At 44.5% G+C, this 21,378-nt stretch carries 21 protein-coding genes; 12 read left to right on the top strand and 9 right to left on the bottom strand.

Annotated elements, in window-relative coordinates; translation table 11 throughout:
- Window positions 1–21 precede the first annotated feature (21 nt).
- Window positions 22–897 carry a LysR family transcriptional regulator gene (locus tag VJL_RS21775; RefSeq protein ID WP_038867146.1) on the bottom strand — a complete coding sequence of 292 codons (876 nt, stop codon included), beginning with the start codon at window positions 895–897 and terminating at the stop codon, window positions 22–24.
- Between the two features lie 89 nt (window positions 898–986).
- On the opposite strand from VJL_RS21775, the gene VJL_RS21770 reads away from it, so the two are divergent.
- Window positions 987–1,412, top strand: coding sequence for a PACE efflux transporter (locus tag VJL_RS21770; protein ID WP_038867149.1), 426 nt, complete (start codon window positions 987–989; stop codon window positions 1,410–1,412).
- An 82-nt stretch (window positions 1,413–1,494) separates the two neighbouring features.
- Here VJL_RS21770 and VJL_RS21765 read toward each other — a convergent pair whose 3' ends face one another.
- Window positions 1,495–1,731, bottom strand: coding sequence for a TIGR02647 family protein (locus tag VJL_RS21765; protein ID WP_038873668.1), 237 nt, complete (start codon window positions 1,729–1,731; stop codon window positions 1,495–1,497).
- Between the two features lie 299 nt (window positions 1,732–2,030).
- Here VJL_RS21765 and focA point away from each other — a divergent pair, with 299 nt between their 5' ends.
- Entirely contained in the window at window positions 2,031–2,891 is an 861-nt protein-coding gene (gene focA, locus VJL_RS21760; RefSeq protein WP_038881436.1) for a formate transporter FocA, read from the top strand.
- A 58-nt stretch (window positions 2,892–2,949) separates the two neighbouring features.
- Here the strand turns inward: focA and VJL_RS29185 are convergent, their stop codons facing one another.
- Window positions 2,950–3,087 carry a hypothetical protein gene (locus tag VJL_RS29185; protein WP_095759865.1) on the bottom strand — a complete coding sequence of 46 codons (138 nt, stop codon included), beginning with the start codon at window positions 3,085–3,087 and terminating at the stop codon, window positions 2,950–2,952.
- Window positions 3,088–3,342: 255 nt separating this feature from the next.
- Window positions 3,343–4,137: an ABC transporter permease gene (locus VJL_RS21755; RefSeq protein WP_038873662.1), complete on the bottom strand. Its 795-nt coding sequence runs from the start codon at window positions 4,135–4,137 to the stop codon at window positions 3,343–3,345.
- Window positions 4,138–4,601: 464 nt separating this feature from the next.
- On the opposite strand from VJL_RS21755, the gene torE reads away from it, so the two are divergent.
- The 10 genes from torE to VJL_RS21705 all read left to right on the top strand — a co-directional run bounded on the left by torE (window position 4,602) and on the right by VJL_RS21705 (window position 15,759).
- Entirely contained in the window at window positions 4,602–4,781 is a 180-nt protein-coding gene (gene torE / locus VJL_RS21750; protein WP_005450728.1) for a trimethylamine N-oxide reductase system protein TorE, read from the top strand.
- 50 nt (window positions 4,782–4,831) lie between these two features.
- A complete protein-coding gene (gene torC, locus VJL_RS21745) occupies window positions 4,832–6,016 on the top strand; it encodes a pentaheme c-type cytochrome TorC (protein WP_038873660.1) in 1,185 nt (394 codons plus the stop codon).
- A gap of 25 nt (window positions 6,017–6,041) precedes the next feature.
- On the top strand, window positions 6,042–8,504 hold the full coding sequence (gene torA / locus VJL_RS21740; RefSeq protein WP_038873657.1) for a trimethylamine-N-oxide reductase TorA: 2,463 nt from the start codon (window positions 6,042–6,044) through the stop codon (window positions 8,502–8,504).
- A 199-nt stretch (window positions 8,505–8,703) separates the two neighbouring features.
- A complete protein-coding gene (locus VJL_RS21735) occupies window positions 8,704–10,446 on the top strand; it encodes a glycoside hydrolase family 36 protein (RefSeq protein ID WP_038881434.1) in 1,743 nt (580 codons plus the stop codon).
- Between the two features lie 146 nt (window positions 10,447–10,592).
- Window positions 10,593–11,501, top strand: a complete 909-nt coding sequence (locus VJL_RS21730; protein WP_038881431.1) for a metal ABC transporter substrate-binding protein — start codon at window positions 10,593–10,595, stop codon at window positions 11,499–11,501.
- Window positions 11,501–12,355 (top strand): manganese/iron ABC transporter ATP-binding protein, encoded by an 855-nt coding sequence (locus VJL_RS21725; RefSeq protein WP_038881429.1) that lies wholly within the window; start codon window positions 11,501–11,503, stop codon window positions 12,353–12,355. Before VJL_RS21730 ends, VJL_RS21725 begins: the two co-directional genes overlap by 1 nt.
- Window positions 12,356–12,367: 12 nt before the next feature.
- Window positions 12,368–13,276, top strand: a complete 909-nt coding sequence (locus tag VJL_RS21720) for a metal ABC transporter permease (protein ID WP_038881427.1) — start codon at window positions 12,368–12,370, stop codon at window positions 13,274–13,276.
- A complete protein-coding gene (locus VJL_RS21715; protein WP_038881425.1) occupies window positions 13,269–14,123 on the top strand; it encodes a metal ABC transporter permease in 855 nt (284 codons plus the stop codon). Before VJL_RS21720 ends, VJL_RS21715 begins: the two co-directional genes overlap by 8 nt.
- A 263-nt stretch (window positions 14,124–14,386) precedes the next feature.
- Entirely contained in the window at window positions 14,387–15,292 is a 906-nt protein-coding gene (locus VJL_RS21710; RefSeq protein ID WP_038873640.1) for a manganese-dependent inorganic pyrophosphatase, read from the top strand.
- Between the two features lie 77 nt (window positions 15,293–15,369).
- Entirely contained in the window at window positions 15,370–15,759 is a 390-nt protein-coding gene (locus tag VJL_RS21705) for a DUF2750 domain-containing protein (RefSeq protein ID WP_005437260.1), read from the top strand.
- A 94-nt stretch (window positions 15,760–15,853) separates the two neighbouring features.
- Here VJL_RS21705 and VJL_RS21700 read toward each other — a convergent pair whose 3' ends face one another.
- From VJL_RS21700 to sapA, 5 genes are read right to left on the bottom strand one after another with little or no spacing between them, the layout of a single operon-like run.
- Window positions 15,854–16,636: a peptide ABC transporter ATP-binding protein gene (locus tag VJL_RS21700; RefSeq protein ID WP_038873635.1), complete on the bottom strand. Its 783-nt coding sequence runs from the start codon at window positions 16,634–16,636 to the stop codon at window positions 15,854–15,856.
- Entirely contained in the window at window positions 16,633–17,628 is a 996-nt protein-coding gene (locus tag VJL_RS21695; RefSeq protein WP_038873632.1) for a peptide ABC transporter ATP-binding protein, read from the bottom strand. Before VJL_RS21695 ends, VJL_RS21700 begins: the two co-directional genes overlap by 4 nt.
- Entirely contained in the window at window positions 17,628–18,515 is an 888-nt protein-coding gene (locus tag VJL_RS21690; protein WP_038873629.1) for an ABC transporter permease subunit, read from the bottom strand. The genes VJL_RS21695 and VJL_RS21690 overlap by 1 nt, the downstream gene beginning before the upstream one ends.
- A complete protein-coding gene (locus VJL_RS21685) occupies window positions 18,502–19,464 on the bottom strand; it encodes an ABC transporter permease (protein ID WP_038881423.1) in 963 nt (320 codons plus the stop codon). Before VJL_RS21685 ends, VJL_RS21690 begins: the two co-directional genes overlap by 14 nt.
- Entirely contained in the window at window positions 19,464–21,083 is a 1,620-nt protein-coding gene (gene sapA, locus VJL_RS21680; protein WP_038881421.1) for an ABC transporter substrate-binding protein SapA, read from the bottom strand. The genes VJL_RS21685 and sapA overlap by 1 nt, the downstream gene beginning before the upstream one ends.
- Window positions 21,084–21,378: the final 295 nt, after the last annotated feature.

Raw genomic sequence — 21,378 nt, 5'->3', positions numbered from 1 at the left:
TTCCTACTTCTTCATCCCTGATTAAGATTCAAACAGGGTTTGTAATTCTAATCTGGCTTGTTGGTGTAGAGGATCGGAGTGCCATTTCTGATGTTGTATCAGATCGATGTTGACTTGCCATGCCAGTTTTGTGAATTCTTCGCCAATTTTGATCAGCGTATTGGGTGCATGTGACACCAAATGGTTTGGAAGAAAACACCAACCAAATCCCTTATTTGCCAGTTCTAATAAGATGTAATAATTATCAGCGTACCAGATATCTGGGCTAACCGCCTGATTGAGTCCGCTCGTATCGGTATTTTTTGAACGTATAACCAGTTGTCTATGTTGCTTTAACTCATCGATATGACGCACTTTTTGTTTCGCTAAAGGATGCTGGGAAGAAACAAAAACGTCAAAACCGATATTACCTAGGTTTGAGTAATCGATATTCTGTGGCATTTGTAAGTCGCTGAGAATAATACCTGTGGTTGCTCGACCTGATTTAACGAGTTCGATGATATCTGGGCTGGAGCCTGTTAAACATTCAACTTGGATATATGGGAATTGTTGCTCTAGATTTTTGAGTGCTTGGGGTAGGTTAGTCAGAGGGATACCTTCGTCAACCGCAAGAATAAACTGCGTCGCGTGTGGTGAAAACAATTGAGATGCTTTGTTATTCAGTCGGTCGAGTTGACTGATGGTGGCTAACGCGTAGGGCAAAAGTTCATGGCCTTTTTCGGTGAGTTTTGGGTAGCGTCCTGTTCTATCAAACAGGTCGACGCCACAATCGAGCTCCATGTTCATCACGTGTTGGCTTACCACGGACTGAGCTCGTCCAAGTTTTCGTGCAGCTGCAGAGAAAGATCCTGCTTCAGAAGTTGCGACAAAGGCCTGTAGTTGTTCAATAGTAAACATATCGTTTTTACCGATGGTATCTAACTTTTACTTATCTAGATGATAGATAAAATGTCAGCCATTGAGTAGAACAATTTAGGTAAAAACACATGGCACGTAACGAACGTATCTTTCACGCTATCCTATTTGAGCTGTTTGCATTGGCGATGATTATCCCAGCGGCTTCACTTGTCACAGGGAAAGGTTCAAGCGATTTGGCTGTCGTTGGTATTGGGTTGAGCTTGTATACGGTAGTCTGGAATTACATTTACAATTTGTATTTTGACAAATGGTTTGGGTCAAACCGAGAAGAAAGAAGTTTAATGGTGCGTATTGGTCACACGGTTGGATTTGAAGGTGGGTTGATATTTATCACCATTCCGGTCATTGCGTGGTTCTTACAAATTACATTGCTGCAAGCACTCGCATTAGAAGCTGGATTCTTAATCTTCTTTTTGTTTTATGCAACTGGCTTTAATTGGGTTTATGACAAGGTCAAACCTTACGGCAAAATGAAAAAGCTGATCGCCCAATAAGAATTCAGAACGAATGACAAAAACAGAAAAGCCACCGAAAAGGGTGGCTTTTTACTAAGAAGATTGGAACAAACTTGTGAGATTACTCTGCTGAAAGAACTCGAAGGATCTTGTCGGCATGTTCTGCAACTTCGATTCCTTCGTCGGTTAAATAACCACCATCAGGCTGAGTGCATAGTTGTTTTTCGTATAGGCGGGCAACCGCTGCCTGCATGTCTTCTGAAGCTTCTTTATGGACTTTAATGCCCGTAGCTGCACTGGTTAAGTCGAATTGAAGAAGTAGGTTCAGTTCGGCGATGTGGTCAGCTGAATATTTCATAGGTAATTCCTTTGTGCTTTTTTATCCAAGCTAGTCTGAAAACTTAGGTTGAGCAATAGAAAACCGTGAGAAGTGTTAAGTGTGGCGCTATCGGCCTGATATAACGCGGAATTTTTATTCGATGGTAAACATCGCTCCCAAATATTAATGATGGTTAAGACAAGAACTCATAGTTGAGTTTTATCGATCACTCTCTCGGCAACAACAAATTTAGTAAACATGAAAAATAGCCCTTGAAAAACTCTGGAAATGGAGCGATTATCCGCGCCTCGTTAATTGTTTCTAAATGTTACACTTCCATGAACTTCAATCAGTTTGACTCACTCTTACCACCTCAGGCTGCTGAACGTGCCGCCGAAGTAGGTGTTGGCAAAGCGACTAAAGCCCCAATGAAGTCTTTTCTGCTCGCTATTTCAGCAGGTCTTCATATCGGTATCGCTTTCATTTTCTATACAACCGTTACCACTGGTGGGGGTGATATGCCTTGGGGTATTACTCGCTTAATCGGTGGTTTGGCTTTTAGTCTTGGTCTTATTCTAGTCGTGGTGACAGGTGGTGAGTTGTTTACCAGTTCTGTACTCACACTGGTTGCACGCGCCAGCGGCAAGATTTCATGGAAAGCCTTAATGAAGAACTGGCTGGTTGTGTACTTCGGTAACATGGTTGGCGCAATATTGCTGGTGGTATGTATGTTGATCACTAAGCAATATATGTTCGATGGTGGCCAAGTAGGTCTGAATGCGATGGCTATTTCTCAGCACAAACTGCATCATGGCTTCTTCCAAGCGATTGCGCTGGGCATCATGTGTAACGTTTTAGTTTGTATCGCGGTTTGGATGACCTTCAGTGGTCGTACGCTAACAGACAAAATTGCCGTTATGATTCTGCCTGTAGCGATGTTTGTATCAGCAGGTTTTGAACACTGTATTGCAAATATGTTCCAAGTGCCGATGGCGATTGGTATTAAATACTTCGCTCCAGAATCGTTCTGGCAAATGACAGGCGCGAATATCGCAGATTATGCAGATTTGAATATGGTTGGCTTTATCATGAACAATCTTATTCCTGTAACGATTGGCAATATCATTGGTGGCGGTGTCTTCGTAGGCATGTGGTATTGGATGATTTATCTACGCGATGAAGATAAGCACCTTAAATAGAATTGAAAAAGGCAAGTCAACTTGGGCTTGCCTTTCTTTTATCTGCCGTTTGAAAGGGTTAGATTAACTCTTCGTTAATACCAAACTCCTTCGGATTCCAGTGAGACGTTATTTCTCCTGGCTCTTGTACCAACCAGTCCACTGGTGAATCTGACAGCAATTCGTCTGCGTTTTCCTGCATGATTAACTTATCCATAGTGACTCCTCCCTTTGTGGTTAACTGCACTCTAGAGTCTCCATATGTCAGTTGAATGACTGCTTTATGACCATTTGGGGGCGTGGGAGATAATGGCCTCTAATTGATGTTATGTTTCTGGTTGCTTATGGGTTTTAGTGGTTTATCCACATTTTCTGTGGATAACCTGTCTTAAAGATCGTGTGTATCTTTTTGGAACAAGAAAAATTCATAAAATGAGACGCTTATGTGGTCATGTATTCGCCATTCGACTAGTTAATCCTTGTTGATAAACTTAACTTTCACGCGACCTTCTCTTGTTTGTACACAGCTCAATGTCATTTCCAATGTAATCGCAACAGACACACTTAGCATGACGAAAATCGCCAACATGATTATCAATTGATACTTAATTGCCACCATTGGGCTAGCTCCACCAAGGATTTGGCCTGTCATCATCCCTGGAAGGGTCACTAACCCCGTTGTTGCCATAGAGGCGAGGATTGGGGCAAGCGACTTACGTAGTGCTTCTTGAAGGAAAGGGAATGACGCGTATTTTGGTGAAGCGCCAAGTGAGATAGCGGCTTCGTACTCGGATTTTCGTTGTTCAAACGCAGTGAATAGGTTTTGCAAAGCAACAATATTACTACTCAAACTGTTCCCTAACAGCATGCCAGCTAAAGGAATTAAGTACTGGGCGTTGTAGAAGGGGACCGGTTTTACCAAGCCTAAGATTATGCCCGCGAGTAGGGGAAAAAGGCTGCACGTTAAGCCTGTGATGAGAGGGAGCATTAGCGGTCTTTTGGGAAGGTTCGCTTTGCCTACAATCGAACTCGCCCCAACGACAATCATGACCAACAACCAGACAAGATTCACAGTTAAGCTATTCAGTTTAAATAGGTACTCAAGATATACACCCACTAAGAGCAGTTGTACGGTCATACGGGCAATACTGATGGCAGTGTCTTTGGCTATGCCTAATTTGTATCGAGTATTAATGGCAAAGGGAACAATAAGGATCAAACTAAAAAGTGCGAGCTCAAACCAATTAATATCTACAACTTGATTCATAAATGTTCCCCCAAAAACAACGCTTTGATTCTAACGAAGTAGTATGGGTTTATGAATTGCTAAGCTCTGTTTTTTTGCAAACTTATCGACAAAAAAGTCAGTCGGATTCTGTGAATTTTTCTTAACATAACGTTCACAAGGTATTGTCTTTAGTCGAAAAAATAGCGGTTTAGTAGCACGAAAAAATCCATTTAAATGTAAACAAAGTTATCTTTATGTTGTATCTTTAACAAGGTTGCAAAAGACTTATTTTTTCACATCTGTTAATAATTTTAAATAAAGAATATCAATCAAACACATCTCTGGATGAGCTCAAAAAAGTGTTGGATAACAAGGTATGAAGCGTCAGATTTGATTGAACCTTACTGATAGTATGGTCTAACATTTTCCAATAGAGATTGTAAAAAACTTAAGCTTGGTAAGACAGGCTTTCCAATAACACTAGATACAAAATAGGCAAATGTATGAGTGATGTTAACAAAATTGAGAGTGGTGAAAAACGCTCACTGGAGTGGAAGTCTTTCCTCTTCATTGCAGTTGTTCTCTTCCCAATTCTGAGTGTGGCTTTCGTAGGTGGCTACGGATTTATTGTTTGGGCACTTCAAGTGTTCTTCTTTGGTCCCCCAGGTGCGCACGGCATGTAAGCCAGTGAGCTCATAACCACATTTTAGAAAAGATTTTAAGAGAGCAAATAATGAAATCATTAATCATTAAACTGTGGCGTACTATGACGCGCCCGGCAGTTCATATCAGCCTTGGTGTGCTGACTATGGGCGGTTTCATCGCTGGTGTTATTTTCTGGGGTGGCTTTAACACAGCCCTAGAAGCAACCAACACAGAAGAATTCTGTATCAGCTGTCACACAATGCGTGACAACGTATACGTTGAACTACAAGACACTGTTCACTGGAAAAACCACTCTGGTGTTCGTGCAACTTGTCCTGACTGTCACGTTCCTCATAACTGGACAGATAAGATCGCTCGTAAAATGCAAGCGTCTAAAGAAGTATTTGCACAAGTATTTGGTAACTACGATGAACCAGGTGTTTTTGAAGAGCGCCGTATCGAACTTGCTAAACACGAATGGGATCGTTTCTCTGCAAACAAATCTCTAGAGTGTAAAAACTGTCACAACTACGACTCTATGGATTTCGAGCAAATGTCTCCAACAGCTCGTATCCAAATGAAACAAGCTGCTGAAAAAGATCAGAGCTGTGTTGACTGTCACAAAGGCATCGCGCACAAACTTCCAGCTGGTATGGACAGCATCGGTGGTATTGTTGGTGACCTAGAAGGTATGGCATCTAACACAGATTACGGTGTAGGTCAGGAGCTAGTAAGTGTTCGTCACTTACCAATCTACTTCGACGATAAAGGTGCGAAAGAAGCAGGTCTTCTAAACCCAGCATCAACAGTGAAAGTTCTTGAAGAAAAAGGCGACTACGTTGAAATCGAAATCGACGGCTGGCGTAAAGCGAAAGGCTTTGGTCGTGTAATCCAAGAAGACTTCGGTAAAAACATCGCAGTAGCTTCTCTACTTAAAGACGCTGCAACAGACGCTGACGTTGTAACGGCTGGTGAGAAGAAAGTGGATGAGCTAACAGGTCTTCCTTGGGAAAAAGTGGCTGCGAAAGTATGGATCAAGAAAGAATCTATGCTGAACGACATCACGCCTGTATGGGAAAAATCAGCAGAAGCATACAAAACAAACTGTTCAGTATGTCACACACAACCAGCTGAAGCGCACTTCGATGCGAATACATGGCCAGGTATGTTTGACGGTATGCTAGCGTTCGTTAACCTAGATACAGACAGTGAAGCACTGATCTTGAAGTACCTACAGAAGCACTCTTCAGATTATGCTGAAGGCCACCACTAATAAGCGTCGGATTGGAGTAAATTAAATGGCTATTACACGAAGAAGTTTTCTTAAAGGTGTAGCAACCACAAGTGCAGCGTCAGTTATCGGTCCAAGCTTATTGGCTTCAGCATCTGCAAATGCAGCTGAGACTACGGGTACTTGGAAAGTAACAGGTTCACACTGGGGCGCGTTCCGCGCCCACATCTACGCGGGTAAAGTTCAAGAGATCAAACCGCTAGAACTAGATAAGAACCCAACAGAAATGTTGAACGGCATCAAGGGCATCATTTACAGCCCATCACGTGTTCGTTACCCAATGGTTCGTCTAGATTGGCTTAAAAAGCACAAATACAGCGCGGAAACGCGTGGTAACAACCGTTTCATCCGTGTTACATGGGATGAAGCTCTAGACCTGTTCTACCGTGAGCTAGAGCGTGTTCAAAAAGAATACGGTCCATGGGCTCTACACGCAGGTCAAACAGGTTGGAACCAAACTGGTGCGTTCAACAACTGTACTGCACACATGCAACGTGCGGTAGGTATGCACGGTAACTTCATCACTAAAGTAGGTGACTACTCTACTGGTGCGGGTCAAACCATCATGCCTTACGTACTTGGTTCTACAGAAGTATACGCACAAGGTACGTCTTGGTCTGAAATCCTAGAGAACTCAGACAACATCGTTCTTTGGGCAAACGACCCAGTGAAAAACCTACAGGTAGGTTGGAACTGTGAAACGCACGAGTCATTTAAGTACCTAGCGCAACTGAAAGAAAAAGTAGCGAAAGGTGAGATCAACGTTCTATCTGTAGACCCAGTGAAGAACAAGACTCAGCGTTACCTTGAAAATGACCACTTGTACATCAACCCGCTAACAGACGTAGCATTTATGCTTGCTGTTGCGCACGTGTTGTACAATGAAGACCTATACGACAAGAAGTTCATCGAGACTTACTGCCTAGGTTTTGAAGACTTCATCAAGTACGTTCAAGGTGAAACGAAAGATAAAGTTGTTAAGACGCCTGAGTGGGCTGCACCTATCTGTGGTGTGAAAGCGGACAAGATTCGTGAATTCGCACGCATGTTAGTAAACGGCCGTACACAAATCCTGATGGGTTGGTGTATCCAGCGTCAAGAGCACGGTGAACAACCATACTGGGCAGCTGCAGTTGTGGCAGCAATGGTTGGCCAAATCGGTCTACCAGGTGGCGGTATCTCTTACGGTCACCACTACTCAAGTATCGGTGTTCCTTCAACTGGTTTCGCGGGCCCTGGTGGCTTCCCTCGTAACCTAGACACAGGTATGAAACCGAAGTGGGATAACAACGACTTTAACGGTTACAGCCGTACTATCCCTGTTGCACGTTGGATCGACTGTCTTCTAGAGCCAGGTAAAGAAATCAACTACAACGGTGGTAAAGTTAAGCTTCCAGACTTCAAGATGATGGTGATCTCAGGTAATAACCCATGGCACCACCACCAAGATCGTAACCGCATGAAGCAAGCATTCCAAAAGCTTCAGACTGTGGTAACTATTGAGTTTGCTTGGACGGCGACTTGTCGTTTCTCTGACATCGTTCTACCAGCATGTACTCAGTGGGAACGTAACGATATTGACGTATACGGTTCATACTCGAATAAAGGTTTGGTTGCTATGCACCGCCTAGTGGATCCATTGTTCCAATCTAAGCCAGATTTCCAAATCATGAGCGAGTTGACTCAACGCTTTGGTCGTCGCGACGAGTACACTCGTGGTATGAGCGAAATGGAATGGATCCGTAGCCTGTACAACGATTGTAAGAAAGCGAACGACGGTAAGTTCGAGATGCCAGAATTTGAAGAGTTCTGGGAACAAAGCGTACTAGACTTCGGTGAAGGTAAGCCTTGGGTTCGTCACGCTGACTTCCGTAAAGATCCAGAAATCAACCCACTGGGTACGCCTTCTGGCTTCATCGAGATCACTTCTCGTAAGATCGGTCGTTACGGTTACGAACATTGTCAAGAACACCCAATGTGGTTCGAGAAATCAGAACGTTCACACGGTGGTCCTGGCTCTGACAAACACCCGTACTGGCTACAATCTTGCCACCCGGACAAGCGTCTGCACTCTCAGATGTGTGAATCTGAAGATTTCCGTGCTACTTACGCTGTTCAAGGTCGCGAGCCTGTATACATCAACCCAGCTGATGCGAAAGCAAAAGGCATTAAAGACGGTGACTTGGTACGTGTATTTAACGACCGTGGTCAACTTCTTGCTGGTGCGGTTCTAACAGACAGCTACCCACGTGGTGTTGTGCGTATCGAAGAAGGTGCATGGTACGGTCCTCTAAACGAGAAAGTAGGTGCAATCTGTACTTACGGTGACCCTAACACACTAACTCAAGATATCGGTTCTTCTGAGCTAGCACAGGCGACTTCTGCGAACACATGTATCGTAGACTTCGAGAAATTCACTGGTAAAGTTCCACCAGTGACTTCATTCGGTGGTCCAATCGAAGTTGCTTAATAACAGCACTAAGCTTTAAATGAAATACCAGCCTTCGGGCTGGTATTTTTTTAACCAAAATTTCAGTGAGCATTCTCTCAATACTTATTTGATATAATTAGGAACGATGTCGATTCGTGACGTTGATAACGATTTGGGGGAGAGAAGCAAAGGATAATGAAGGAAACAACACAATAATAATCAAGTGAGTAGATTTTCTATGGCTCAAACCATTCAATTGGCCAATCACACTGAAATAACGGTGATGGATAACGATCTTCAGTTCGAAGTCGTTGGTAACCAACTGCACTTTTCGTTTGCGGGGATTCACAACAAAACCTACAGCGAACGAGAAGTACTATTTGAAATGCCTTTCTTGTATGAGCAAGGAGCGACCGTTATTGGTGACGGCTTCCAGATGCTCGCTCAAACTTCGGGCACCATTTCTCACCCCGTCGATATTGGCCGCTGTCCTGATAACAATGCGTCGTATCGAATCTATCCGGAACATGCGCCAAAACGTTACTACAACTATCTCGTTGTAGAAGATGCTGCAGGCTATACCTTGTTTGGTTTCACCTCATGTCATCGTTTTGCGGGTTATTTTGATGTTGTTCAACATGGTGATCATTGGATTCTATCTGCTGCTCTCGATGGTGAAATGACACAAGTGGCCGATTGGGCGCACAATACCCTTGAATCTGTTGCCGTTTTACGTGGTGATTCTCTGTCTGAACTCTACGCTGAATACAGTGAGATGATTGCAGAACATCACTCCGTGCGTAATGGTGTTTTACAAGATGCGCCAATTGGGTGGTGTTCTTGGTATGCGTATTATGCGGAAGTGACAGAAAATAACGTCCTAGAAAACGTTGAATGCATGCAAGATAAGCTGTCTGAGCTTGAATGGGTATTGTTGGATGATGGCTACCAAGCTTTCATGGGCGATTGGTTAACGCCTTCTGATAAGTTCTCTGGTGGTGTAAAAGAGCTTATTCATAACATTCGCGCGAAGGGCAAGAAGCCCGCGATCTGGATGGCACCATTCATTGCCCAACCAGAATCAGAAATCTTCAAAAAGCATCCTGAATGGTTTGTGCGTCACGAAGACGGAGACCTCCTGAAAGCTGAAGATGTCACCTATGGTGGTTGGCGCTGTACACCTTGGTACATTCTCGATACTTCAAACCCTGAAGTTCAAGATCACTTAACTTACGTCGTATCTGTCATGCGAGAAGAGTGGGGTGTTGAGCTATTCAAATTAGACGCAAACTACTGGGGCACTTTAAAAGGTAAGCGCAGTCAATCGGGCGTAACCGGTGTAGAAGCCTACCGCATGGGGATGGAAGCGATCGCCAAAGGGGCAGGGGATGCATGGCTATTAGGCTGTAACGCGCCAATGTGGCCTTCTTTGGGCTTAGTCGATGCAATGCGTGTGTCTGACGATGTCGAGCGCCATAGTCATCGCTTTGAGCAAATCGCTAAAGAGACTTTCTTCCGCAGTTGGCAACATCGTAAGTTGTGGCAAATCGACCCTGATTGTGCGACGTTTACTTCACTTCCAAACCAAGCCGCTTCCCGAGAAGACTACCAATTTCATCGCAATGCTCTATTAGCTTGTGGTGGCTTACTGCTTTCTGGTGATCCTTTGCCAGAGATTACGTCATTTGCGAGTAAGACACTCTCTAAACTAATGCTGCGCCAGTGTCGAAATCAAGAGGCTGCCAAGTTTACTGCGTTAGGCTTAAATCACGCATTTTTGCCGCTGACCTCTAAGAATGACCTACATTGCTTGTTTAACTACACCAATGATGAACCTATGGAATTTACCCTCACAGCTGACCAACCTACCGATTGGTACGATTTTTGGACCGGAGAAAAAATCAACCAAGAGCCGTGCCAATTATTGTTGATCAACTTAGATAAAGGATTGAATGCGAAAGCAATTGTAACGGCTGTGTAAAGGGCTGTTCAAAACGATCTCACACTTTTCATAAGATAAGAGTTAAAAACACTGTAAATGATAACCATTATCATTTACAGTGTTGCTATTGGAATGTAGAATCATTCTAACTTTCAAAGTAACTTTGCCTTCTGGAGAAAACAAGGATGAGATTGAAACTTGGTGCTTTAGCCAAACCTGCAGCTGTACTTCTGTCATTATTATCATTGGGATTGAGTGCGTCAGCGGTGGCTGATGAGAAATTTAAAGTCGTGACTACCTTCACCATTATCGCTGACATGGCGAAAAATGTTGCTGGTGATGCTGCTGTTGTCGAATCCATTACGAAGCCCGACGCTGAAATCCACAATTATCAAGCTACGCCAGGAGACATTCGTCGTGCTCAAGGCGCTGACCTTATTCTTTACAATGGACTGAACCTAGAACTGTGGTTCAAGAAATTTTTCAAAAATCTGCACGATGTTCCAAGTGTGATTGTCACGGAAGGCATCAAACCAATGAGCATCGCGCAAGGCCCATACAGTGGTAAGCCCAACCCACATGCTTGGATGTCTCCAAGTGACGCGTTAATTTATGTCGACAATATTCGAGATGCTCTCGTGAAATATGACAGCGTTAATGCGGAGACTTACCAGAAGAATGCAGAAGTCTACAAAAAGCAGATCATGGACATGGTGCAGCCAATCCGTGAAAAAGTCGCTCAAATCCCAGAAGACCAACGTTGGTTAGTGACCAGTGAGGGGGCGTTCAGCTACTTAGCTCGCGATTTTGGTTTAAAAGAGCTGTACCTATGGCCAATCAATGCAGATTCACAAGGCACACCACAACAAGTTAAACGTGTCATTGATGAAGTTCGTTCCAATAAAATTCGAGCGGTCTTTAGCGAAAGTACGGTTTCTGCTAAGCCAGCGCAACAAGTTGCTCGCGAGACGGGGGCGACATACGCAGGTGTCCTTTATGTTGACTCGCTAAGTAGCCAAGATGGCCCGGTCCCTACGTTTTTGGATTTATTACAAGTGACGTCTAACACAATTGCAGAGGGTCTAGAGCAGTAATGACAGGTATTAAAGTATCGGACATCAGCGTCACTTATCGTAACGGACATACCGCACTGTATGATGCGAGTTTTACACTTCCAAAAGGGTCGATTACGGCCCTTGTTGGAGTGAATGGAAGTGGTAAGTCTACGCTATTCAAATCGATCATGGGTTTTGTTCCGGTGAGCCAAGGATCGGTCGAGATCCTTGGTCTCCCTGCTAAAAAAGCACTTAAGCAAAATGTGGTGGCTTACGTTCCACAGAGTGAAGAAATCGACTGGAATTTTCCCGTATTGGTCGAAGACGTTGTCATGATGGGACGTTACGGTCATATGGGGTTGTTGCGAATTCCAAAGCAAAAAGATCATGACATGGTGACGGCCGCGCTGGATCGCGTGAACATGACGCCTTTTAGAAAACGCCAAATTGGGGAACTTTCCGGCGGTCAGAAAAAGCGAGTATTTCTGGCAAGGGCACTGGCTCAAGAGAGCAACGTTATTTTACTCGATGAACCTTTTACGGGGGTCGATGTTCAAACCGAAGATCAAATCATGGCATTGCTTCGTGACCTACGTGACGAAGGCAAAGTGATGCTGGTTTCTACCCATAACCTCGGCAGTGTTCCAGACTTTTGTGACCGTACCGTATTGATCAATCGAACGGTATTGGCATCTGGTATGACTCGTGATGTTTTCACACCTGAAAACCTTGAACTTGCTTTTGGTGGGGTCCTTCGTCATTTCATCCTTGGCGGTAAAGACCTTCATGACGACGATGATGAACGTAAGCTGACAGTCCTTTCAGATCACGAGCGTCCGGTCGTGATGTATGGCGAGCAGCAAGCGGTACCTGTTTCTAGAGTTGAGAAGTAAGGAGTTCATTTAATGGATTATTTACTTGAACCATTTCACTACGGCTACATGGTAAATGCGATGTGGGTGAGTGCGCTTATCGGTGGTGTTTGTGGCTTTTTATCGACATACCTGATGCTCAAGGGCTGGTCATTGATTGGTGATGCATTGTCTCACTCGATTGTTCCCGGTGTTGCTGGAGCTTACATGCTTGGTCTGCCATTTGCCTTTGGTGCGTTTCTATCTGGCGGTCTTGCAGCCGCAGGAATGTTGTTTTTAAGCCAAAGAAGTAAATTAAAAGAAGATGCTATTATAGGCCTGATTTTTACCTCCTTCTTTGGGTTGGGTTTATTTCTTGTCTCTTTGTTTCCTGCCGCGGTTAACATTCAAACCATCGTCTTAGGCAACGTATTGGCCATCACACCAACGGATACGTTTCAGCTAGTCATAATCGGGGGTATATCGCTGGCAATATTACTTGTCAAATGGAAGGATCTAATGGTGGTTTTCTTCGATGAAAATCACGCACAGAGTGTTGGCCTGAATCCAACCAAGCTTAAAGTACTATTCTTTACACTTCTTAGTGCCTGTACGGTTGCAGCGCTACAAACGGTAGGGGCGTTTTTGGTGATTGCCATGGTAGTGATTCCTGGGGCTACGGCTTACCTAATGACCGACCGATTCTCTAGGGTGATCGTTTATGCCGTTATCATTGGTGCATTGAGCTCGTTTTTAGGCGCTTATATTAGCTACTACATCGATGGTGCGACAGGAGGAATCATTGTGCTACTGCAAACTGCTTGCTTCTTAACTGCGTTTGTCTTTGCTCCTAAACATGGACAAATCGCCATTAGGCGTAAAAGTAAGCAACAATTGACACGAAAACAGCGTGATGGATCTTCAACCATTCCAATGATGAGTAAGGAGCAAAAAAATGCTTGATACTCTCGTTATGCCATTTACGTTCACCTTCATGCAGCAGGCTTTCTTAATCGTCCTGTTGGTTGCTATTCCCACGGCTTTGCTCTCGTGCTTTCTTGTATTGAAAGGATGGTCATTGATGGGGGACGCTATTGCGCACTCGATTCTTCCGGGCGTGGTGATTGCTTATATTCTTGCTATTCCTTACACCCTTGGCGCGTTTGCAGCGGGTATATTTTGTGCGCTCTCGACTGGTTACTTAAAAGAAAATAGCCGCATCAAAGAAGACACCATTATGGGCGTAGTTTTTTCTGCCATGTTTGCGCTTGGTCTTGTATTGATGACTAAAATCGAAGTGGGCGTTCATCTAGATCATATCTTGTTTGGTGATGCATTAGGCGTTAGCTGGGCGGATATCATTGAAGCCGCAATCGTCGCTTTGCTTGTTGTACTGTTCGCGGTGTTCAAAGGAAAAGACTTGTTAGTTTTCGTATTTGATTATCAGCATGCGCAAGCAATCGGTCTTCCTGTGAAGTTTCTCCACTATGGTTTGCTTTCGTTACTATCGTTGGCGATTGTCGCTGCGCTCAAGGCTGTCGGGATGATCTTGGTTATCGCGATGCTGATTGCTCCTGGTGCTACCGCATTCTTACTAACGCGCCGTTTCCACAGCATGGTATTGCTTGCCTTGTGTATGTCACTGCTGAGTGCTTTCCTTGGTGTGTACTTGAGCTTTTTCATTGACAGTGCACCAGCGCCAACCATTATCCTCATCATGACGTTCAAGTTTATTGCTGTCTTCTGTTACACCAGTTATAAAAACAGGAAAGTGGAGTTCAAATCTGGTGACACGATAGAACAGTTTTAAACCAGACTTTTCATTTAAAGCCCAAGTATTGAATTACTTGGGCTTTTTCGTTGTGTCTATTGAGGGGCCTATGTTGAGTTAACCCTGTGTGTTGTGCTTGTTAGACGAACTTGTTGAGTCTTTTTTACGTTTTGAAATTAGGACAAAAGCAAAATTTCAGGTAAAGTATCGGCCTTTGTGAGCAAACCCGCTTCCAAGGTGTAATTCGTCATGCAATTCACCCTTTTAGGAAGCGCATCAAACTGACTTGAATAGGAAGAAACATGATTCTAGTTGTAGGTCATAAGAACCCAGACAGTGACAGCATCTGTAGTGCACTAGTTGCAACTGAACTTCTAAAGGCACGTGGTACTGAAGCGATGCCAATCCGCCAAGGCGAAATTAACCGTGAAACTCAGCACATCCTTGAAGTGGCTGGCGCAGAAGTTCCTGAACTTCGTACTTCAGTCGCGGGTGAAACTGTTTGGCTAGTAGATTACTCAGATCTAGCGCAAGCACCAGACGATATTGCTGAAGCAGAAGTTGCAGGTATTGTTGACCACCACCGTCTAGGTGACGTGATGACAGTAAACCCAATGGAAGCATGGATCTGGCCTGTTGGTTGTACTAACACAGTACTGTTCAACATGTTCAAGATTGAAGGTCACGAGATCAAGCCTCAAATCGCTAAACTAATGATGTCAGCTATTCTTTCTGACACTGTAGGTTTCGCTTCTCCAACTTGTACTCAAAAAGACAAAGATGCTGTAGCTGAGCTAGCGGCTATTGCGGACGTACAAGATGTTGATGCATTCACTAAAGATCTTCTAATCGCTAAGACAAACATCGAAGGTCTATCTGCGGCTGAACTTGTTGAAAAAGACCTGAAAGGTTACCCATTCAACGGTCGTGATGTAGTAGTAGGTCAGGTTGAACTTGCGACTCTAGACCAAGTTGACGGCATGATCGAAGCACTAGAAGCGGACCTAGAAGCACGTTGTGCAAACGACAACCTAGCATTTGCTGCTGTTATGCTAACAGACATCACTACTGCCCAAACTCGTCTTCTTTACAAAGGTGAGTGGGCTGAGAAGCTTGTTAAGCACGAGAAAGACGGCATGCTAATGATGGAAAACACTCTAAGCCGTAAGAAGCAAGGCTGGCCTTGGCTTCAAACTGAGCTTGTGTAATTTCATTATTACCAACGTATACTTTAAATGCCCGCCTATAGGTGGGCATTTTTCTATGGGAAAATAGGAGACGAGAAATGTCCGAAGCATTAACCCAAGAGCAGATGGATACCATCAACCGCTACAATGAAGAGCAGCGTTTGAAATACTGTGTGAAAGAGATTGTCGCAAACCGTAAAGTGTGGATTCTAAAGGATGAACACGGCTGTGTGATGCTGAACACCGAAGACGACGATTGTGTTCCAGTATGGCCAAATGAAGAATTCGCACAGCAATGGGCAACGGGTGATTGGGAAGAGTGCGAGCCAGAAGCGATCTCGCTGAACAAATGGCACAGTCGCTGGACATCGGGTCTAGAAGATGACGAACTGTCTGTTGTGGTGTTCCCAAACCAAAATGAAGAAGGCGTCGTGCTGTTTCCTGATGAGTTTGATTTTGAGCTTCGTAAACAAGAGAGCCGTCGTTAATTGACGCGTTTATGTTCAACTGTATAGATACGTTAAAGCCTGCTGTGATAGCAGGCTTTTTTGTTTTTTGATCACTGTCAGTGTTTGTCGACTTTTAGTGAGTTGGAGCTTTATAGAAGTGGCTTTCCACCAGACGCTGGGTAATCGCATGCTCTGGGTTGGTGAGTACTTGATTGGTTTCACCAAATTCTACTACTTCACCTTCGTGCATAACCATGACCTTATCAGTAATGTGCTTCACTATGCCAATATGCTGTGATACGTAAACGAAAGACAAGCCCATCTCTTCTTGTAATTCTAGGAAGAGATTAATGATTTGCGAGCGCATCGCCATGTCTAAACCGTTTAATGCCTCATCGGCAACAATGATGGAAGGTTGTAGAATCAAAGCACGAGCAAGACACACACGCTGTTTCTGACCTGCTGCTAGCATTTGAGGATAGAAGTAAGCATGCTCCGGAAGCAAACCCACACGAAGTAAGGTTTCTTTTACACGTTTCATGCGTGCGTCTGGTGGCATGTTCGTGTTTCGCTTTAACGGACCTTCCAAGATTCGACCAATCTGAATGCGCGGATTCAATGAGGTATTTGGATCTTGAAAAATCATGCGGATCAGCTTACAACGCGTCGAATAGTCTTTGTGTTCTAAGCGCTCACCATTAACGCGAATCTCCCCAGAGCTTGGTTCGACAACGCCAGCAAGCATGCGCGCTAACGTTGACTTGCCAGAGCCATTTTGACCAATAAAGCCGATAGTTTGTCCAGGCTCTAAGGAAAAGCTCACCGGCTTAACTGCTTCTTTGACTGTGCGTTTAAACAGACCAGAGCGCGTGACGAACTGTTTCGATAGGTTATCGACTTCAAGCAACGCACTCATGAATGTTTCTCCGTATTCAGTGGGAAGTGACAGCTAAATTTATGGTTTTTGATACGTTTAGTATGTGGAATTTCGACGCATTGCCTCTGAGCATAAGGGCAACGAGGTCCTAAGCGACAACCGATCGGCAGATGCTGAAGTGGAGGGATAGAACCCGGTAGAGATTGCAGCTTTTGCTTGTGCGGAATCCAGTCGTTAAAGTCAGGCATGGCTTTAAGCAGTGCCGCAGTATAAGGGTGCTTGGGAGCGGCGACCAACTTTTCTGTATCAGCCGATTCAACGGACTGCCCACAGTACATTACCGTAATGCGATTTGCCCACTGAGTAATAGTGGTTAAGTCGTGACCAATCAGCACAATCGTTGTGTTGTTGAGTTGGTTCATGCGACTCAGCAAACGCAGAATTTGAGATTGAGTAATCGGGTCTAGATCGTTGGTTGGCTCATCAGCAATCAAGATTTTTGGCTTGGTTGCAATCGCCATCGCAATCATGACTTTTTGACATTCACCATCGGTCAACTCATAAGGATAACTGCCCATCAAACGACGGTGATCTTTGATACCCACTTTATGGAGTAGGGCAACTGCTTGTTTCCTGCGCCACTTGAAGCGCTCCCACCATTTACCTTCAAACGATCGAGAAGGGATGGATTCAATTAACTGTCTTCCGACTTCTTCCGACGGATCCAAACAAGTCGATGGCTCTTGGAAAATCATCGCAATGTCACGTGCAATCACACGACGGCGCTCTTTTGGCGTTAGCTGAAGCAGATCAATATTGCCAAGACGCATTCGGTCTGCGGTCACTTTCCAGTTGTCTTTACAAACACCCACGATAGCCTTTGCAACCAAACTCTTACCGGAACCAGATTCACCAACCAGACCACGAATTTCACCTTCATTCAAGGTAATGCTCATGCGATCAACGGCTTTGACTAAGCCCGATGGTGTTTCAATTTCAATGGTTAAATGTCGAATATCTAATAATGGCATTATTCGATCCCCGCATTGAGGGCTTGGCGTACACCTTCACCCACTAAGTTTAGAACAACAACGGTAAACATAATGGTCAGACCCGGTAAGGTAACGGTCCAAGGTGCGATGTATATCAGTTCAACAGAGTCACCCAAGATCGCACCCCATTCCGTACTTGGTGCTTGTGCGCCTAAACCTAGGAAACCAAGCGCAGTGATATCTAGAATGGCGACCGAGAGTGCCAGGGTTATTTCTGCAGCGATGACTGTTAATACGTTCGGTAGAATCGAGTTCCAAAGCAAGTAGAAGTCGTTAGCGCCATCCAAACGGGCAGCCATGATGTAGTCTTTTTCGACTTCGGTGTGCACGGCGATGTAAACCGAGCGGATAAAGCGTGGAATTAAAGCCAGACAGATCGCCAAAAGGATATTGAACTCACCAAAGCCCAAAAACGCCACAAAGATAATCGCCAGCAGTAATGATGGAATGGACATGACTGTGTCGAGCAAGTGGTTAAGCGTACTGGATAACAGACCTTTGGTCATACCCGCTAACACACCAATAATACAGCCGATGAATGCGGCAATAGCAGTAATTGCTACGGCAGCACCAAAGGTGAGCTGAGAGCCCATAATTAAACGAGATAAGATATCGCGACCTAGGTCGTCAGTTCCTAAAAAGTAATCGACGGTTCCGGCTGGCGCCCACGAAGGCGGCACTAACAATTCGCCAGATTGAGCTTGTGGATCGTAAGGCGCTAAAATAGGGGCCAATATGGTGATTAAGACAATAAAGCCAAGGCACCAAAGACCAAACATTGCCAAACTGTTTGCGCGGTAACTGCGCCAGAATCGTTCAAACTGGGTTGGAATGCGCTCTTCCTGATAAACGTTATTTGTTAGCATACCATTCCTTTCTCACCAGAGGGTTAATCATGGCACCAATCAGATCCGATAGGATATTGGCGGTTAAAACAAGCGTCGCTAACACCATGACACCTGCTTGGATGGAAGCGTAATCTTGATTTGCAAGTGCATCCAATAACCAACGTCCAATGCCCGGCCAGTTAAAGATGGATTCTGTGATGATCGCCAAGGTAATCATGCTCGAAAGCTGAACACCAACTTTTGGGATGATAGGCGGAATCGCATTCCGAAGAACGTGTTGAGTGACGATCTCACGGTTGGATAAACCTTTGATTCGTGCGGCGCGAATGTAGTTTTGACTCATCACTTCTGCCACTGATGCACGCATCAAACCAATGACTTGTGTTGTTGGTGTCAATGCGAGAACCAAACAAGGCAGGATCATATGCTCAATCACGCTTTGTAACGCGTGAGCACGGTATTCACCTTTGGCCATAAAGGCATCAATAATTGCAAAGCCTGTTACGTGGTCAATTTCGTAAAGTAAGTCATAACGACCCGCCACAGGGAATACGTGGTATTGCAGGGAGAAGACCATAATCAGCATCAGGGCAACCCAGAAGATTGGCGCCGAATACCCTGACATAGAGACAAATGAGATGCTGGTGTCTAGCCACTTGCCTTGTTTCATGCCTGCTACGGTCCCCAAAGGAATACCAATTAATAGTGAAACAACGAAGGCGAAGAAACACAACTCTAACGTCGCAGGGAATACGACCGCGAGCTCAGCATAGATTGGGTTCCCATTCTTACTGATACCAAAATTAAGATGTGAAAGCTCAACAAGGTAGCTTTGCCAGCCTGACCAAAACTCCACGTTTGCCCAGTGTGATGTCGGATCAAGACGTAGCAAAGAGAAGCCCACTAAAGTGAGGATCATCAAAGTGATGACAAAGAGATTAAGACGTCTTACGGCGTACCAAAACATTAATGAACTCTCTCAACTTTATCAAAAGGTTGTGCATTGAAAGGGCTCGATTTAAAGCCTTTCAACGATTTATCGTGCACACGGAATTGAACGCCGTGAGCTAATGGAATGACAGGAAACTCTTCATTGAGAATATTCTGCGCTTGGCGATACAAGTTTAAACGATAACGTTGTTGCTCGGTTTCTAATGCCAGATCCAACAAGAAATCGAAGTCGTCGTTACACCACATGGAAACGTTAAGGCCAACACGTTCAGATTCACAAGAAAGCAGAGGGCGGAAGAAGTTATCAGGATCGCCCGTATCACCAATCCAACCTGTTAGCAGTAAGTCAACATTATTGATGTTTTCGAGCTGAGTCCGTTCAAAGCGATCATCGGTTAGTAGTCGTACTTCGACGCCGATATCAGCAAAGTTCGCCTGAATCAACTCCGCGGTTTTACGTGGACTTGGATTGAAGGCTCTAGGTTCTAGCGGCACCCACATGGTTAATTGCAGACCTTTCTCATACCCAGCTTCTCGCAGCAACGCCAATGCGTAATTACGATCATAACGGATCTTCACGCTGTCTTTCTGGTATGCCCATGAGTTCGGCGGCAGTAGTGTATAAGCTTGAGTACCCGTGCCGTAATATACGGAATCAAGGATATTTTGGCGGTTGATAGCAAGGTTGAGAGCTTGACGAACTCGTGCATCTTTCAGTGCCGGATGACCAGTATTAATCGCGATAAAAGAGACGTTATTAGCAGGCGTTGCGGTTAATTCAAGGTGCTCGGTTTCTTGTATGATTGGAATTTGGCTAGAGATTGGCGAAGCAAGTACATCACATTCATTGCGTAATAGTTTTGCCAACGTGCCAGTACCACGATGTGAAATATCAAACACGACCTGTTCCATTTTCGCCGGCGTTTTCCAGTATTTAGGGTGACGCTCTAAACGAATCAAATCATTCACTTGGTATTCTTTTAACTGGTAAGGACCGGTACCGATAGGTAACAAGTCAATTTGTTCTTTTTCGTCTTTGGCCGCAAGTTGTTGCCCATATTCTGCTGACAGCAGCACGGCGTGACTGGTGGCAATATTGGCTAAAAAGGCAAAGTTAGGTTGAGAGAGAACAAACTTAACGGTGTGGTCATCAAGAGCAATCACATCTTGCACGAGATTTTGGAAGTCTAAACCTGCAAACCATGGATAAAAACCACCACCGACGTCGTGAAACGGATGGTCTACATCAATGATTCGCTTAAAGCTGAATACCACATCTTGTGCATTAAATGGACGAGAAGGGGAGAACCAAGGAGTTTTTTGAAATTGCACGTCCTGCTTTAAGTTAAAGGTGTATTCCGTACCTTCCTCATTTACAGACCACTTTTCTGCAAGGTTTGCAACTGGTTGGTGAGATTTAGGATCGAGTGTAAGCAGCGTATCGTATAGCTGAGGGCTAAGTGCTTCGGCAGTGATGCCGCTGTCAATGAGCTGAGGGTTAAACGTGGTTGGCTTACCCTGCCCACAAAACACAAATCCATTCTCACGAATATCATTGTGATCGATTTCGTCACCACAAGCGGTGAGTAAGCTAATCCCGATAAGGCTCAGCGATAGTTTGATAAAAGCTTTCATAATATGAAATGGTCATTGGATCTTGCTTGTTTCTATGCGGTTGAAGGCGAAGAGTGACAAGCGAAAATGATCCCGCTAATTTATCACCTTTGCTAACTCGCTCCAAATACAAAATCGTTGAGTCGCAGGGTGTTAGATCAAATTACCGCATCATTTACTGATAATGACCAAATTTGCCTCTTGAGTGCTCGCTACTATGTATTATTCCAGTCGTCATGAAGTTCCGCTCAAATCCCCTACTTCGATAAAGGGGGCTGTGTTTTAGTATAGTGAGCGATTTAAGGATGATGCCATT

It is taken from the genome of Vibrio jasicida CAIM 1864 = LMG 25398 (assembly GCF_000400365.1).
Taxonomy (GTDB): Bacteria; Pseudomonadota; Gammaproteobacteria; order Enterobacterales; family Vibrionaceae; genus Vibrio; species Vibrio jasicida.
This window is presented reverse-complemented; position numbering and strand designations above follow the sequence as displayed.